Here is a 17,894-nt window from a genome sequence, read left to right on the forward strand (position 1 = left end):
TCGCGGCTACGTCGAGGAGGTGCGCAGCGGGAGCGTGCTGACGCCGGTCGTGTCGAACCCCGGCATGAACGTCGGCGGCCTGTCCGGGTCGGTGACCAGTTCCGGGAAGCGGTCGAAAAGGGCGTTGAGCGCGACCCTGCCCTCCATCCTGGCCAGCGGTCCGCCGAGGCAGAAGTGGATGCCCCGGCCGAAGCCGAGCTGCGGGTTGGGGCTCCGTGTCATGTCGAACACCTCCGGCTCGGCGAACTGGCGTTCGTCGCGATTCGCCGCTCCGAACCACACCATGACCATCTGGTCGGCCGACAGCCGCTGCCCGGCGATCTCCACGTCCTTGGTGGTGGCCCGGTACGTCGCCGCCACCGGGCTCAGAAAGCGCATCGACTCCTCGAGCAGACCCGGCACGAGCGAACGGTCCCCGCGGACGCGCGCCGCCTGGTCGGGATAACTGTCCAGACACAGCACGGTGTTGCCGATCAGCATCGTGGTCGTGAGGTACCCGGCGATCAGCACCATCTTCGCGAAGTTGACGATGTGGTTGTCGGTCAGCCGCAGGCCGTTGAGGTCCGCCCGGATCAGCCGGCCCAACAGGTCGTCCTGCGGCCGCCGCCGGCACTCGGCCGTGTGCTCGCGGAGGTATTCGAGCATCTTGCGCATCGGCGCCATGGTGGCCTCGAAGATGCGCTCCTGGTCCTCGGCGTCGTCCTCCATCGAGACGTCGCCGAGACTGTGGACCATCTCCGTCATCCACCGCTCGAACAGATGGCGGTCGCTGCCCGGAATGCTCAGCAGTTCGGCCACCACGGTCACGGGGAGCGGATACGCCAGGCTGCTCATCAGATCGAACTCGCTCTGGCCGGCCACCGCGTCGAGCAACTCGTGGGTGAGTGCGGTGATCCGCGGCTCGAGGTCGGCCACGACCTTGGGGGTGAAGGCGTGGCTGACCAGTTTGCGCAGCTCACGGTGGTCGGGCGGATCCGTCTGCAACAAGTCGCCCTCGGTGAACGACTCGTCGGCGCCCATGGGGAGCAGGCGGGCCATGTGGGACGAGAACGTCCCGGGAGCACTGAGGACTTCGACGGCCTCGGGATAGCCGTAGATGTTCCACGCATTCATTTTCTCGTCGAACTCGACCGGCTGCTCCGGTCGGCGCCCGTGCAGCCAGAAATGTTCCGGATGGATACCCCACCGCTCGGCCGGAGTAATCATGGAATTCTCCTTCGAAGTGGTGGTTCAGCCGTCGGCCATGGCCTCGCGCAGACTCCTCGGCCGCATGTCGATCCAGTTCGCTTCCACGTAGTCGATGCATTCCTTCCGGCCGTCCTCGCCGAATACGATCCGCCAGCCGTCCGGGACCGGGGCGAAGGTCGGCCACAGTGAATGCTGGTCCTCGTCGTTCGCCAGCACATAGAACCGGCCGGTCTCGTCGTCGAACGGGTTGTTGCTCATGCGTCGATTCCTTTCCCCTGGGCACCGGACCGCCGGGCCACGATCGAGTGGGCTATGTCTCCGCTGCGGACGGCTATGTTCGACAGGAGCGACGACGCCAGCCCGTGCGTGTGCTCGGTCCCGCCCTGCAGGTAGATCCCGCAGTTCAGTTCGGGGGTCGTGACCAGCCGGTAGTCACGACCGACCAGGTGCCGACCCTCCGCGTCGTGGGCGCAGTACGTGTCGAGCTCGCCGAGGATCTCGGCCGGGTCCATCGGGTCGTATCCGGTGGCGCAGACCAGGAGGTCGACGTCCAGGTCGTACGACTCCTCGGTGACCATGGAGTGCACGGTGACGCGGGTGTCGCCGCCGACACGCTTGACGTCCACGACCCTGGCCAGATTGAGGAAGCCCAGCCGGTTGCTCTTGCTGAACTCGTCCTCGTAGGACCGCTCGTAGAGGCCCGTGATCACCTCGTCGTCGACCACCGAGTAGTTGGTGTTCCTGTGGTACTGCCACACGGCGTCCTTGGAGCGCTGCGAGCCGTGGTAGTAGCTGTCCACGGCGTCGGGGTCGAACACCTGGTTCGCGAACGGGGTGTCGTCCGCGACGGAGTAGCCGTAGGACGGGACGATCGCCGACACGGTGGCGCCCGGCAGGCTGTCGTACAGGAACCTGACGATCTCGGCCGCGCTCTGACCGCCGCCGACGACCGCCACGCGCTTCAGCTCACCGTGGTCCCGCTGACGGAAGTTGTGCAGGAACTGCGAGCTGTGCCAGACGAATTCGTCGGCCTCCACGCCGACGGGCATCCTCGGGACCAGCCCGGTGGAGATGACGACGTTCCGCGCGTGGACCTGGCGGGAGCCGCCGGCCGGGTCGCGCACCTGGACCAGCAGGCGGTCCGCGGCTCCCTGCCCTCCGGTCGGCGCCAGCGTTATGGCGGTGACCTCCGAGCTGTAGGCGACCGGCTGCGCCAGCTTCGACTCGGCCCACTCCAGATAGTCGTGGAATTCCCGCCGCGTGGGAAAGAAGTCCTGGTTGTTGACGAACCTGGCGAGCCGTCCCACGTCATGCAGATAGGAGATGAAGCTGAATTTCGACGTCGGATTGCGGAACGTGGCCAGGTCTTTCAGGAAGGAGACCTGCATCTTTGCCGACGGAAGCAGCATTCCGCGATGCCAGCCGAGTGACGGCTGGCGTTCGAAGAACGCGGATGTGACAGGATCCAGGCTCTCCTCCAGTGCGACGGCGAGCGAAAGGTTGGAAGGCCCGAACCCAATCCCCACGACGTCGAATATTTCTGGTTCACTCGATTCCACAGCAGTGTCCCCTCAGTGAAAATCCGAACTGATCTGGCCCCGCCCGCGCGGTCGGTCCCCTCAGTCCCCGGCGAGTTCCTGACTGATGATCTTGCAGATCTCCGCTGCCGGTCCCGGCAGGTACAGATCCTCATGAGCACTGCGGATGTCGTGCTGTCGCAGGGCACCGAGGATGTACGGCCGCCACAGGTCCGCGTACGAACCTTCCGGTTTCGGCACCGCGTTGAAGAGCAGAGCGTCACCGCGATAGGTCGGCACACTGAACTCCGGCACGAGACCGGTGTAGTTGAGGCCGATCGACACCGCGTTGTCCACGAACGACTCGTAGTCGGCCGCGCCCGCCAGGCTGGTGAGGTGCTCCGCGAAGTAGTCCCGGAACTCGGTCTCGGTGGGCAGCGGCCGGCCCGCCAGCGCACTGCCGGGCACGCTGTCCAGCAGGGCCAGCAGGGCCACTCGGTGCCCGCGCCGCTGAAGCTCCGCGGCCATCGCGTGCGCGAGCGTGCCGCCGCTGGAGAGCCCCAACAGATGGAACGGGCCCGCGGGCTGGACGGCCAGCACCTCCGCGACGTAGTCGGCGATCATCGCGTCGACGGACTCGGGGAGCGGCGTCGCCCCGTCGAATCCCTTCGCCTGTATCCCGTAGGCCGGCCGGTCCCGGGGAAGCAGGTCGGCGAATCCCAGATACGGCCAGCTCAGTCCGCCACCGGGGTGGATCCACCACAGCGGCTCCTTGTCACCGTCGCTCTTGATGATCAGGACCGGAGCGAACGGATCCCCGTCGCCGGCCGGTCCGTCGTCCGCCTCCAGGTGCGCGGCCAGCTCCGCGACGGTGGGCGACCGGAAGACCGTACGGATCGGTATCTCGACCCCGAGCACGGCGCGGGCGCGGGTGATGAGCCGGTTGACCAGCAGGGAGTGACCGCCGAGGGCGAAGAAACTGTCGTCGACACCCACCCGGTCCAGGCCCAGTACCTCCGCGAACAGGCCGCACAGGATGGCTTCGCGTGTGGTGCCGGGGGTCCGGCCGGTCGAGGTTCCCCCGTACTCCGGGGCCGGCAGCGCGCGTCGGTCCAGCTTCTTGCTCGCGGTCAGCGGCATCTCATCGATGATCATGATCGCCGAAGGCACCATGTGCTCCGGCAGCCGTCGCCTCAGGTGGCTCCGCAGCCCGGCCGGGTCGACGCCGTCCGCGCCCGGCACCACATAGCCCGCCAGCCGCCGGTCGCCGGGCCGGTCGTCGACGACGACCACGGCCTCCTGGACCGCGGTGTGCGTCCGCAGCGCCGATTCGATCTCACCGAGCTCGATCCGGAAGCCGCGGATCTTGACCTGCTCGTCCGTCCGGCCGCGGAACACCAGGTCTCCGTCCGGGGTCCACGCCACCATGTCGCCGGTCCGGTACATCCGCTCGCCCCGCCGTCCGAACGGGCAGGCCACGAACCGTCCCGCGGTCAGATCCGGCCGGCCGACGTAGGCTCGCGCCACCCCCGGGCCCGCGATGTACAGCTCGCCGGCCACCCCGGGCGGTACCGGTCGCAGAGCCTCGTCGAGCACGTACACCCGGGTGTTCACGATGGGCCGCCCGATCGGGCGGACACCGCCGTCCCCCACCAGAGGCATGCTCATGGTGGCGCACACGGTGATCTCCGTCGGCCCGTACACGTTCACCATGCGCCGGCCGGAGGACCACTTCGCGACCAGTTCCGGCGGAGCGGTCTCACCACCGATCACGAGGCAGGACACGGTGGAGAGGAACTCGTCCGGCATCGCCGCGAGCATGGTGGGCGTGATCATCACATGCGTGACCCGATGCGCGTCCACCGTCTCCGCCAGGGGCGTTCCGGGCACCAGCCGTTCCGCGTCGGCCAGCACCACGCTCGCCCCCGAGAGCAACGCGGTGAACAGCTCGCACAGCGACACGTCGAAGCTGGGCGAGACGAGCTGGAGCATGCGGCTGTCCGCGGTCACCTGGAGCCGGTCCACGTGCGAGGCCACCAGGGACGCCATTCCCCGGTGCGTGACGGCGACTCCCTTGGGCCGGCCCGTGGACCCGGACGTGTAGATGACGTAGGCGGTGTCGTCGACCACGGCGGTGCTCCCGACGGCGCCGCGGTCGGCGCCGGGCCGGGGTGCGTCGTCCACCCGCAGGGCCGGTACCGGCAGTTCGGACAGAACCGTCGCGGTCGTCGTGTCCACGAGGGACAGACAGGCCCCGGAGTCCGCCAGCATGAACGCGATCCGGTCGGCCGGGAGGGCGGAGTCGACCGGCAGATACGTACCTCCGGCCTTCAGCACCGCCAGCAGCGCCACCACCAGGTCCGGCGAGCGCCGGACCGACACGGCCACCACCGACCCCGGCCGTACCTGGCGCTCCATCAGCTCATGGGCCAGCCCGTTCGACCGGCTGTCGATCTCCTCGTAGGTCAGCGACGTGTCCTCGAAGAACACCGCGACCGCTTCCGGCGTCGCGGCGACCTGGCGCGCGAACTGTTCGGTGATGGTTCCGTCGGGCGTGAGCACCTCGGTGTCATCGACTTCGGCCGGCAGCGGGTCCCGCTCGGCGGGCCGCGACCCGTCGACCAGGCCGAGCGGTACGTCCGGGTCCGCCGCGATCTGCCGCAGGATCCGCCCGAAGCGGTCGGCGATGTCTTTCGCGGTGTCCTGGTCGAACAGGGCCTGTTGATACTCCATCGCCACCCGCAGATGGGGATCGGCCGTGGCCGCCACGCCGAGCGGGTAGTGGGTGCCGTTCGGCGAACTGACGTGCGTGACGGAGATTCCGGCTGCCGTGTTCGCCGCCGTGATGGCGGCGCGGTCCACGGGGAAGGACTCGAACACGACGACGCTGTCGAAGAGCGTGGGCAGGCCGGTGGCGCGCTGGATGTCGGCAAGGCCGTAGTGGTGGTGGTCCAGGAGCGCCGCCTGCCGGCTCTGCAGCGTCGTCAGCATCCGCCCGAGCGTGTCCCAGGGGGACAGCCGGACGCGTACCGGCAGGGTGTTGATGAACAGACCGACCATCGAGTCCGCGTCCGTCACGGCGGGCGGGCGGCCCGACACGGTCGTGCCGAACACCACGTCGCTCCGTCCGGTGAGCCCGGCCAGCACCATCGCCCAGGCGCCCTGCACCAGGGTGTTCGGGGTGACCCCCAACTCGGCCGCCCGCCGCGACAGTTCCTGTGCGACATCGGGCGCCAGCGGGACCTCGACGTGCCCGGTGCTCCCCCGGTCCGCCTCGGCCGGGGTGTCCGGGGTGTCCGGGGCGAGCAGGGTGGGTTCGTCCACCCCGTCGAGTTCGGCCGCCCACACCCGTCCGGACTCGGCGCGGTCCTGGCCGGACAGCCACACCAGGAAGTCCCGGTACCCGCGCACCCTCGGCAGTACGGAGGCGTCGCCCCCGGAGCCGTACAGCCGCAGCAGATCCTGCATCAGCAGCGGCACGGACCAGCCGTCGAACAGCACATGGTGCGCGGTGACGACCAGTTCGGCCGCCGCCGGGCCGGTGAGCACCAGCGACATCCGCAGCAACGGCGGTGTGGCCGGATCGAAGTGGGCCGCCTGGTCCTCGGCCAGGAACGCCTGGAACGCCGCGTCACGTTCGTCCTCGTCCAGGCCGCGCAGGTCGATCTCCCGCCACGGCAGCGTGACGCCGTCCCGCAGGAGTTGTACGCGGTCGCCGGCCAGGTCGGTGACGAACGCCGTGCGCAGATTGGCGAACCGGTCGAGCAGTGCCTGCCCCGCCGCGCGCAGCCGGGACGGGTCCACCTCGCCGGTCAGCCGGTGTATCAGCTGTACGTGATAGGCGTCGTAGCCGGAACCGGCGAGCTGGGACTGGAACAGCAGGCCGGACTGCAGATCCGTGACCGGCCAGATGTCGGTCAGGCCGGGGTACTGCCTCTCCCACGCCTCGATCTCGCTCTGCCGTACCGGGACCAGCGGTACGTCGGAGGGGGTCAGGCCGCCCGCGCCCGGCGTCGCGACATGCCGGGCCAGGCCCGCGAGACCGTCGCTCCACAGGTCCGCCAACTCCCGTACCTCGTCGTGCGAGAGCAGGCCGGCGGGGAAGTCGAACCGGGCGTCGAGAACGGGACCCCGCGACGTGTCGGTGGCGATCGCGTTGATGTCCACGGTGGCCATCGCCGGCATGTCCGGGTCGGACGCCGTGCCGAGACCTGCCGCGTCGGGGGCCTCGGTCCAGCCGAGTCCGTGGAGGTGTTCAGGCATGTCGGAGGAGGAGAAACGGCCCAGGTAGTTGAAGGCGATCTGACCGGTCGCATACGGCGCGAGCACCGCACCGGTCTCGTCGTTCAGATACCGCAACAGCCCGTAGCCCAGCCCCTTGTCCGGAATCCCGAGCAACTGCTCCTTGACCGCCTTGACCACCACACCCGCGGCAGGACCCCCCGCGAAAGCCTCGTCCAGATCCACACCCGCGACGTCCAGGCGCACCGGGAAGGCACTCGTGAACCAGCCGACCGTACGCGACAGATCAGCACCCGGCACGACCCCTTCCTCACGGCCGTGCCCCTCCAGCCGGAACAGCACCGACGACTCGTCGACACCGCGCGTCCGGCGCCACTTGGCGACCGCCAGCGCCAGCGCCGCCAGCAGACCGTCGTTGACCCCGCCCCGGAACGCGGCGGGAACCTTGGTCAGCAACGCCTCGGTCACCTCGGCCGGAACCCGTACGGACACGCTGTCCACGGTCGACCGGACGTCGAGGGCGGGGTCCAGCGCCCGTGTCCCGAGCAGCGGGTCCGGACCGTCCAAGACGCCCTGCCACAACGGCAGTTCAGCCGCCACCCGGTCGGCACGCACCGCCTCGTCACACAGCGCATACGCCCACCGCCGCACCGACGTCCCCACCGGACGCAACTCCGCAGCCTCACCCTTGCGGACCCGACTCCACGCCTCGGCGAGATCCGGCAGCAGAACACGCCAGGACACACCGTCCACCACCAGGTGATGCACCACGACCAACAACCGGCCCTCATCACCGAACCACACGAACTGCGCCATCACCCCCGCCACCGGATCCAACCGACCCGCCGCAGCATCCAACTCACCCTGCACACCCACACCGGAAACAGCACGACGGATCAGGCCCGCGGCATCGACCGACCCGGGCACGCCGACCCGCATCCCGTCGTCCACCAGCCGGGAGCGCAGCATGTCGTGGCGGTCGACGACCGCGTTCAGCGTCGCCACCAGACCCGCCTCGTCGATGCCCGCCGGCAGCTGTACGACGGTCGACATCGCGAAACGGTCCACGTCCCCGCCGAGTTCGCGCAGATGGCGAGCGATCGGCAGCAGGGGCATCCAGCCCTCGCCGGCGCCGTCCAGCTCCGCAAGGACCGTGCTCGTACCGTCCTTGACGCTCGCCGCCGCGGCCAGCGCGGCCACCGTGCGGAGTTCGAAGATCTGCCGGGGGCTGATCTCGACGCCCTGGGCCCGTGCCCGCGCCACCACCTGTATCGAGCGGATGCTGTCCCCGCCCACCAGGAAGTAGTCGTCGTCGATCCCGACCCGGTCCAGGCCGAGCACCTCGGCGTACACCCCGGCCAGGACGGATTCGGCCACCGACCGGGGCGCCCGCCGGTCACCGGTGGACACCGGTTCCGGCAGGGCGGCACGGTCCAGCTCCCCGTCCGGCGTCAACGGCAGCCGGGCCAGGACCACGAAGACCGAGGGGATCATCGCTTCCGGGACCCGGCCGGTCAGGAACTCCCGGAGCCGCGCCGCCGAGACATCGGCCGTGAAGTCCATGCTCCCGCCGGTGTCGTCGGCGCCGACCGGGACCACGTAGGCGACCGGCCGACGGCCGGTTCCGCCACCGTCGTGGGTGACCGCGACCGCCTGTGCCACGGCGGGATGCCCGGTCAGGGCCGCCTCGACCTCGGCCAGGTCGATACGGGTCCCGTGAACCGTCGCCCGGCGCCCGGCATACGGCCGCACGACATCTGCCGGGCCGACGGGCGCGTCGGGCCGCGAGACGAGCTGCCGCAGGGTCGCGACGAAACGGGTGGTGATGTCCTCGGCGGTGGCCCGGTCGAACAGGTCGGTCGCGTACTCGACGCCGCCCACCACGCCGACCCCGGGCACATCGGCCATCGTGACGAACAGGTCGAACTTGGCGGTCTCCGTGGGGACCGTGTCGAGCGCCACCCGCAGTCCGTCGAGCTCGAAGTCCTCGCGCACGATGTTCTGCCAGCCGAACATCACCTGGAACAGCGGGTGGTACGCGGTGGAGCGGTCGGGGTTGAGGAGCTCCACCAGCCGTTCGAAGGGGACGTCCTGGTTGTCGTACGCCGTCAGCGCCCGGTGCCTCACCTGGTCGAGGATCTCGGCGAACGAGGGGTTGTCCGGCATCCGGACGCGCAGCACCCACGTGTTGACGAAGAACCCGACCAGATCCGTGAGGGCCTCGTCGGTGCGGTTGGCGATGGGGGACCCGATCGCGATGTCGTCGCCTCCGCCGAGCTGCCGCAGCAGTACCGCCAGCGCCGACTGCAGCACCATGGAGACGGTCGCTCCGCGCGCCTTGGCCAGCTCCTCGACCGCGGAAACCAGTTCCGGGTCGAGAGCGAAGTCCACCAGGTCGCCGCGGTGGGTGGCCTGCGCGGGCCGCGGACGGTCCGTCGGCAGCCGCAACGGCTGCGGCACACCCGCGAGTTCGGCCCGCCAGTACGCGGACTGGACGGCCAGCACGCTCGTGGGATCGTGCTCGTCGCCCAGCAGGTCGCGCTGCCACAGCGCGTAGTCCACGTACCGCACCGGCAGCTCGGACCACCGCGGTGCCGAGCCGTCCCTGCGCGCCGCGTAGGCGGTGCCCAGGTCTCGCATCAGCGGCGGGATCGACTCGCCGTCACCGGCGATGTGGTGGATCACCAGGACCAGGACGTGGTCGTCCGTACCGCAGCGCAGGACACCGGCCCGTACCGGGAGCTCCGTGGCCATGTCGAACGTGTGGGCCACCGCGTGGGCCACGGCCTCGTCCAGGCCGGCCGGGTCGGTCTCGACGACGGACATCGGCAGCACCGCCTCGTCGACCGGTACGACCCGCTGGAACGGCACTCCGTTCTCGTCCTCCCCGATGAGCGTGCGCAGTGTCTCGTGGCGTGCCACGACGTCCTGCAGCGCGCCGCGGAGTGTGGGCACGTCCAGCCGGCCGGTCAGGCGGAGCACGAGCGGCAGGTTGTAGGTGGCGGACGGCCCTTCGAAGCGGTCCACGAACCACAGACGGCGTTGCGCGTACGACAGCGGCATCCGCTGCGGCGGTCGTTCGCCCCGCCGCAGCGCGGGCCGGGCCGACGACCCTGCCGACAGGTGCTCGACCAGCCTGGCGACGGTGGGTGAGTCGAAGACGGTCCGGACCGGAACCTCCGCCGCCAGGACCGTACGGATGCGGCTGACGAGGCGGGTGGCCAGCAGTGAGTGGCCGCCCAGGGAGAAGAAGTCGTCGTCGATGCCGACCCGTTCCAGGCCCAGCACTTCGGCGAACAGCGTGCACAGGACTTCCTCACGCGGACTCCGCGGTCCCCTGCCCCCCTCCGCCCCGCCGAACTCGGGGGCCGGCAGCGCCGCCCGGTCCAGCTTGCCGCTGGACGTCACCGGCAGCGTGTCCAGAAGTACGAAGGCCGTAGGGACCATGTATCCCGGCAGCCCGGCTTCGGCGTGCTCGCGGAGGAGGGCCGTGAGCCCCTCGGTGTCGTTGTCGTCGGTCGCGGGGATCACATAGGCCGCCAGCAGCCGGCCGCCCGATGCCGTGTCGCGGGCGACGACCACCGCCTGCTCGACGTCCGGGTGGCTGCCCAGCACGCTCTCGATCTCGCCGAGTTCGATCCGGAAGCCGCGGATCTTGACCTGGTCGTCGGCGCGGCCGAGGTATTCGATGCTGCCGTCCGGCCGCCGGCGCGCCACGTCGCCGGAGCGGTACATCCGGCTGCCGGGTTCGCCGTACGGGTTGGCGACGAACCGCCCCGCCGTCAGGCCGGCCCGACCGTGGTAGCCGCGCGCCAGGTGGGGTCCCGCGATGTGGAGGTCGCCGGCGACTCCGACGGGCACCGGGCGCAGCGCGGCGTCCAGCAGGAACACCTGGGTGTTCGGGAGCGGGGTGCCGATGGGCGGCACGTCCGAACCGCCGAGCGGCTCGCTGAGCGTCGCCACGACGGTGCTCTCGGTCGGCCCGTACGCGTTGATCATGCGGCGGCCGGCGGACCAGCGTGCCACCAGGTCGCCGCTGCTCGCCTCGGCGCCCACCACCAGGGTGCGCAGTTCGTCCAGGCCCTCGGGGTCGAGGGTGGCCACCAGGGAGGGCACCAGGAGGGTGTGGGTGATGCGTCGTTCACGCAGGAAGCGCTGGAGCGCCTCCCCGGCGATCGGTCCGTGCGGCGGCAGGACGAGCGTCGCGCCGTTGGGCAGCGCCATCAGCACTTCCATGACGGCGCCGTCGAAGCTGGAGGACGCGAACTGCAGGACGCGGCTGTCGTCGGTGATGCGCAGCCTGTCGGTCATGGCGGCGGCCAGGTTGGCGATGCCGGCGTGCGTCACGAGGACGCCCTTGGGCCTGCCGGTCGAGCCCGACGTGTAGATGACGTAGGCAAGGTCGTCGGTGCCCGGCCCGCCGGTGGGGGCGGTCACCGGCCGCTGTCCGATCCGGTCGCGGTCCCCGGTGAGGTCGACGGCAACGATGTCGGGGTCCAGGGCGGTGCGTGAGTGCCGCTCGGTCACGACCAGGCGGGCGCCGGAGTCGCGCAGCATGAACGCCAGCCGGTCGGCCGGATAGCCCGGGTCGAGCGGGACGTAGGCGGCGCCGGTCTTCATGATGCCGAGCAGTCCGACGACCAGGTCCGCTCCTCGCTCGACGCACAGGCCGACCACGGAACCCCGGCCCGCGCCCAGTGCCCGCAGATGGTGGGCGAGTTGGTTGGCGCGCTCGTCCAACTCCCGGTAGCCGAGCCGGACTTCCCCGGCCTCGACGGCGAGGGCGTCGGGGCGCTCGGCGGCCCGTGCCTCGAACAACCCGGTGAAGGTGGCGGCCGGCACGGAACGGTTGGTGGTGTTCCGCTCGGCCAGAACCTGGTTCCGCTCCGCCGCGTCGAGTACGTCGATCCGGCCGACCGCCAGCTCGGGATCGGCCGCCAGCTGCCGCAGCACCCGCTCGAAACGGGTGGCGATCGCGGCCACCGTCCCCTGGTCGAACGCGTGATGGTGGTACTGGAGGGCCAGCCTCAGGTGGGGATCGGCGTCGGCGGTCACCACCAGGGGGTAGTGGCTTCCGGTGAACGGGGTGATACCGGTGATCGTCACCGCGGCCTCGCCGTGCGCCGCGCTGATCCCGGCCCGGTCGACGGGGTAGGACTCGAACACGACGACGCTGTCGAAGAGCGTGGGCAGGCCGGTGGCGCGCTGGATGTCGGCCAGGCCGTAGTGGTGGTGGTCGAGCAGCGCGGCCTGTCGGTCCTGCAGACCGGTCAGCAGATCCGCGAGGGAGTCCCCGGGTGCACAACTGACGCGTACGGGAAGGGTGTTGATGAACAGCCCCACCATCGCGTCCACGTCCGTGACCGCGGGCGGGCGGCCCGACACCGTCGTGCCGAACACCACGTCACGCCGGCCGGTCAGGTGGCTGAGGAGCAGTGCCCAGCTGCCCTGCACCAGCGTGTTGAGGGTGACGCCGAGCTCCGCGGCACGCCGGGCCAGGGCCCGTGCCAGGTCGGCCGGTACCGGGACCGCGACCTGGCCCACTTCGGTGTGGAGTTCCGATCCGGCGTGCGGGGCGAGCAGGGTGGGTTCGTCGATCCCGTCGAGTTCGGCCGCCCACGCGCGGGCGGCCGCCGTACGGTCCTGGCCGGACAGCCACACCAGGAAGTCCCGGTACCCGCGTACGCGCGGCAGTACGGAGGCGTCGCCCCCGGAGCCGTACAGCCGCAGCAGGTCCTGCATCAGCAGGGGCACGGACCAGCCGTCGATCAGCACATGGTGCGCGGTGAGGACGAGTTCCGACCGTTCCGGTCCCGTCGTGAGCAGCGTCATGCGCAGCAGCGGCGGCTCCGCGGGGTCGAAGTGGTGCGCCTGGTCCTCGGCGAGGAACCGCCGCAGGGCCTCGGCGCGCTCCTCCTCGCCGGCCCGGCTCAGATCGAGGTGTCGCCACGGCAGTTCCACGGCGTCGAGCACCAGTTGGACCCGGTCGCCCGCGGCATCGGCCACGAACGCGGTGCGCAGGTTGGCGTACCGGTCGAGAAGGGACTGTCCGGCGGCCCGCATCCGCTCCGGGTCCACCCTGCCGGACAGGTGGTACACCATCTGCATGTGGTAGGCGTCGAACGTCGTGTCGGCCAGCATCGCGTGGAACAACAGGCCCGACTGCAGAGCGGTCGGCGGCCACACGTCCACGAGCCCCGGATACCGCTTCTCCCAGACCTCGATCTCGCTCTGCCGTACCGGGACCAGCGGTACGTCCGACGGGGTCAGACCGCCGGCGCCCGGTTGTGCCGCGTGCCCGGCGAGGCCCGCCAGCGCCGCGCTCCACAGATCGGCCAGATCCCGCACGTCCTCGTGGGCCAGCACACCGGCGGGGAACGCGAACCGGGCACTCAGCTGCGGTCCCCGCTCGCCGTCCGTCACCAGCGCGTTCACCTCCAGTACGGACAGCGCCGGCATGTCGGCGTCCATCTCCGGGACCAGTTCGCCCGTGCCCGGCGACCGGGTCCAGCCGAGTCCGTGGAGGTGTTCGGGCATGTCGGAGGAGGAGAAACGGCCCAGGTAGTTGAAGGCGATCTGACCGGTCGCATACGGCGCGAGCACCGCACCGGTCTCGTCGTTCAGATACCGCAACAGCCCGTAGCCCAGCCCCTTGTCGGGAATCCCGAGCAACTGCTCCTTGACCGCCTTGACCACCACACCCGCGGCAGGACCCCCCGCGAAAGCCTCGTCCAGATCGACACCCGCGATGTCCAGGCGCACGGGGAACATGCTGGTGAACCAGCCGACCGTACGCGACAGGTCAGCACCCGGCACGACCCCTTCCTCGCGACCGTGCCCCTCCAGCCGCAACAGAGTCGTAGGCTCCTCAACCCCCCTGCCACGACGCCACTTGGCGACCGCCAGCGCCAGCGCCGCCAGCAGACCGTCGTTGACCCCGCCGCGGAACGCCCTCGGCACATCCGTGAGGAGCGACTGTGTCACCGTCGCGGGCAGTCGCACCCACAGACTCTCCACGGTCGAATGGACGTCGACGGCGGGGTCCAGCGCCCGCGTCCCGAGCAGCGGGTCCGAGCCCTCCAAGACGCCCTGCCACAACGGCAGTTCAGCCGCCACCCGGTCGGCACGCACCGCCTCGTCACACAGCGCATACGCCCACCGCCGCACCGACGTCCCCACCGGGGACAGCTGAGAAGCCTCGCCCTTGCGAATTCGGCTCCACGCCTCGGCGAGATCCGGCAGCAGAACACGCCAGGACACACCGTCCACCACCAGGTGATGCACCACGACCAACAACCGGCCCTCATCACCGAACCACACGAACTGCGCCATCACCCCCGCCACCGGATCCAACCGACCCGCCGCAGCATCCAACTCACCCTGCACACCCACACCGGAAACAGCACGACGGATCAGGCCCGCGGCATCGACCGACCCACGAGGACCGACCTCCAGACCGCCCTCCACCAACGACGAACGCAACACGTCGTGGCAGTCGACGACCGCGTTCAGCGTCGCCACCAGACCCGCCTCGTCGATGCCCGCCGGCAGATCGACCACGGCGGACATCGCGAACCGGCCCATGCCGCCGCCGAGTTCCGTGAGGTAGGTGGCGATCGGCGACAGCGGCACACGTCCGACACCGCCGCCGTCCAGCTCCGGCAGCACGGCGACCGTGCCGGCCCGGGTGTTCACCGCCGCGGCCAGCCCGGCGACGGTCCGGCACTGGAAGATCTCGCGGGGGCTGACCTCCACGCCCAGCGCCCGCGCCCGTGACACGACCTGGATGGAGCGGATGCTGTCCCCGCCGACGGCGAAGAAGTCGTCGTCGATCCCGACCCGGTCCAGGCCCAGAACCTCGGTGTAGACCTCGGCCAGGATCTTCTCCTGCGCCGAGCGCGGCGCCCGGTACGTCTCCCCCATGAACTCCGGCACCGGCAGGGCGGCACGGTCCAGCTTGCCGTTCGGCGTGAGCGGAAGCTGGTCCAGCACCACGAAGGCGGCGGGAACCATGAACTCCGGCAGCCGCTCGGCGACGAACGCGCGCAGCTCCGTCACCGACACCCCGGCGGTCAGGTCGACTTCGAGATGGCCGAGGCTTTCGACGGTGCCGCCACTCGCGCCCGTGGAGACCACGTAGCCCACCAGTTGCTTGCCGCCGGGCCGGTCGTAGGTGGTCACCACCGCCTGCGCCACACCGGAGTGGGAGGTCAGCGCGGCCTCGACCTCGCCCGCCTCGATCCGGAACCCCCTGATCTTCATCTGGGCGTCGTCGCGCCCGGCGAACTCCAGTTGGCCGTCGGCGTTCCAGCGGGCGAGGTCGCCGGTGCGGTACATCCGGTGTCCGGGCGGGCCGAAGGGGTCGGCCACGAACCGCTGGGCGCTCAGGCCGGGCCGGGCGTGATAGCCACGCCCCACCGCGCCCGCGACGTACAGCTCCCCCACGACGCCCGGAGGCACCGGGGTCAGTCCCGGCCCCAGCACGTAGGTCCGCATATTGCCCAGGGGCGCCCCGATCGGCGCGCTGTCGGAGGTGTCCGGTCCGGGTTCGTCGGTGGCGACGTACGTCGTGGCGTAGAAGCTCTCGCTCTGCCCGTACGCGTTGACCACCCGTACGCCCGGGAAGGCCTCCCGCACCCGGCGGACCAGGGAGGAGGGCAGCGCTTCGCCGGCGAACACCACGCTGTCGACCGTGGTCTTGCCGGCGATGTGCTCGATCAGCTCGCCGAAGACCGACGGGACCGTGCTGATCACGCTGCCCGACCAGCCGCCCGCCTCGCCCAGGACCAGCACGTCGCGTACGACCTCGACGGTGCCGCCGGTGGCCAGGGTGGTGACGATCTCGAACACCGAGACGTCGAAGTTCACCGATGTCCCGGCCAGCATCCGCGATCCGGGTTCCAGACCGACCGACGAGGCCAGCCGGGTCACGCCGTTGACCACGCCGTGATGAGTGATCGCGACGCCCTTGGGCGTCCCGGTGGAACCCGAGGTGTACATCACATAGGCCACGTTGTCCGGCCGCAGCGGGACCACCGGGGGATCTGCCGGACCGTTCGCCGGATCGATGTCGTCGAGGTGGACACGGGGGGTGCTGTCGTCCGGCAGTACCGCCGAGGTCTCCGCATCGGTCAGGATCAGCTGGGGCCGGGCCTCGGACAGGATGAGCCCGAGGCGTGCGCTCGGGTACCGGGGGTCGATCGGCAGATACGCCGCACCGGACTTGAGGATTCCCAGCAGCGCGACCACCAGGTCCGCGGAGCGCGGCAGCGCCAGGCCGACCAGTGTCTCCGGGCCGGCACCGCGCCGGACCAGTTCGTGCGCCAACTGGTTGGCCCGGGCGTCGAGTTCCGCGTACGTCAGCTCCTGCGAGCCGAAGACGACCGCTGTCGCGTCCGGCGACACACGTGCCTGCCGCTCGATCAGGCCGGGAACCGTCGACCCGGGAGTCGGGGCCGCCGTGTCGTCACGGCCGGCCAGGAATTCCCTCTCGGCCGGTGCCAGCACGTCCACCGCGCCGACCCGTGCGCCCGGCTCGGCCACGAGGTGCCGCAGCACCCGTACGAAACGCGCGCCCAGCTCCGCCACGACGGCCCGGTCGAACAGGTCGGTCGCGTACTCGAGGGTGCAGCGCAGGCCCTGCTCGACGACCGTGAAGTTGAACTCCAGGTCGAACTTGGCGGTCGGCGTCGGGACGGCCTCCAGTCTCGCGGTCAGCCCCGGCAGGTCGAGATCGAGGTGGGCGCTGCTCTGCCAGGTGAACATCACCTGGAAGAACGGGTGGTACGCGGTGGAGCGCTCGGGGTTCAGCGCCTCGACCAGCCTCTCGAAGGGCACGGCCTGGTTGTCGTAGGCGCTCAGCGCCTTGTCCCGTACGCGCTCGAACACCTGCTCAAGCGTGGGGTTGCCGGACAGATCGGTGCGCAGTACCCAGGTGTTGACGAAGAATCCGACCAGGTCCGTCAGCGCCTCGTCGGTGCGGCCGGCGATGGTGGACCCGATCGTGATGTCCTCGCCGGCGCCGAGGCGGTGCAGCAGCACAGCCAGGGCCGACTGCATCGCCATCGACATCGTCAGACCGCGGTGACGCGCCAGCGCCTCGACCGCCGCGGTGAGGTCGGGGTCGATCGTGAACTCGACCGCGTCGCCCCGGTGGCTTGCCTCCGACGGCCGGGGGCGGTCCGTGGGCAGCCGCAACTGCTGCGGTGCGCCGGCGAGTTCGTCCCGCCAGTGGCCGAGCTGGGTGGACAGAACGCTCCCGGGATCGTCCGCGTCACCGAGCACCTCGCGTTGCCACATCGTGTAGTCCCCGTACTGCACGGGCAGTTCCGGCCACCCGGGTTCCTCGCCCCGCAGCCGGGCCGCGTAGGCGGTGGCCAGGTCCCGGCCCAGTGGCGCCATCGACTCGCCGTCGGCGGCGGCGTGGTGCACGACCAGCACCAGCGCGTGCTCCTCGGGGCCGCTGCGCAGCACTTCGGCCCGCACCGGGATCTCGGTGGCGAGATCGAATCGGTGGGACGCCGCCTCCGCCACCCTGGCGGCGAGGCCGTCGGACCCCACGTCGACGACGGGCACGGTCGGGAGCAGTCCCTCGGCCCGCTGAACGTGCTGCGCGGGCAGGCCGTCGTCGCCCTCCACGAACAGCGTGCGCAGACTCTCGTGCCGGGTGACGACATCGCGCAGCGCGGACGACAGCGCGTCCACGTCCAGTGCGCCGCTCATATGCAGGACGAACGGGATGTTGTACGTCGCTGAGGGCCCGTCGAACCGGTCGATGAACCACAACCGCCGCTGCGCAAAGGACAGAGGGATCATTTAGCGTCTACTCCTCGATCGGTCATCCTGCGCGCGGACGGGAACGCGGCCTCTTCACGCGCGGGACTCGGCGTCGACAGCGCGTGGCAGTTCGTCGGTCTTGGGGTTCCGGAAGCTCGAATGAAAGTGAAT

Annotated in this window: 4 protein-coding genes; all 4 read right to left on the minus strand. The window is 70.5% G+C overall.

The window, feature by feature from the left end; all coding sequences use genetic code 11:
• Positions 1 to 6: 6 nt before the first annotated feature.
• From JHN45_RS34425 to JHN45_RS34440, 4 genes are read right to left on the minus strand one after another with little or no spacing between them, the layout of a single operon-like run.
• Positions 7 to 1,206, minus strand: a complete 1,200-nt coding sequence (locus JHN45_RS34425) for a cytochrome P450 (protein ID WP_201053046.1) — start codon at positions 1,204 to 1,206, stop codon at positions 7 to 9.
• A 24-nt stretch (positions 1,207 to 1,230) separates the two neighbouring features.
• On the minus strand, positions 1,231 to 1,446 hold the full coding sequence (locus tag JHN45_RS34430) for an MbtH family protein (protein ID WP_201053048.1): 216 nt from the start codon (positions 1,444 to 1,446) through the stop codon (positions 1,231 to 1,233).
• Positions 1,443 to 2,747 (minus strand): lysine N(6)-hydroxylase/L-ornithine N(5)-oxygenase family protein, encoded by a 1,305-nt coding sequence (locus JHN45_RS34435; RefSeq protein WP_201053050.1) that lies wholly within the window; start codon positions 2,745 to 2,747, stop codon positions 1,443 to 1,445. Before JHN45_RS34435 ends, JHN45_RS34430 begins: the two co-directional genes overlap by 4 nt.
• Before the next feature lie 60 nt (positions 2,748 to 2,807).
• On the minus strand, positions 2,808 to 17,762 hold the full coding sequence (locus tag JHN45_RS34440; protein ID WP_201053052.1) for a non-ribosomal peptide synthetase: 14,955 nt from the start codon (positions 17,760 to 17,762) through the stop codon (positions 2,808 to 2,810).
• Between the last annotated feature and the right edge of the window lie 132 nt (positions 17,763 to 17,894).

The sequence above is a fragment of the Streptomyces sp. MBT53 genome, assembly GCF_016654115.1.
Classification (GTDB): domain Bacteria; phylum Actinomycetota; class Actinomycetes; order Streptomycetales; family Streptomycetaceae; genus Streptomyces.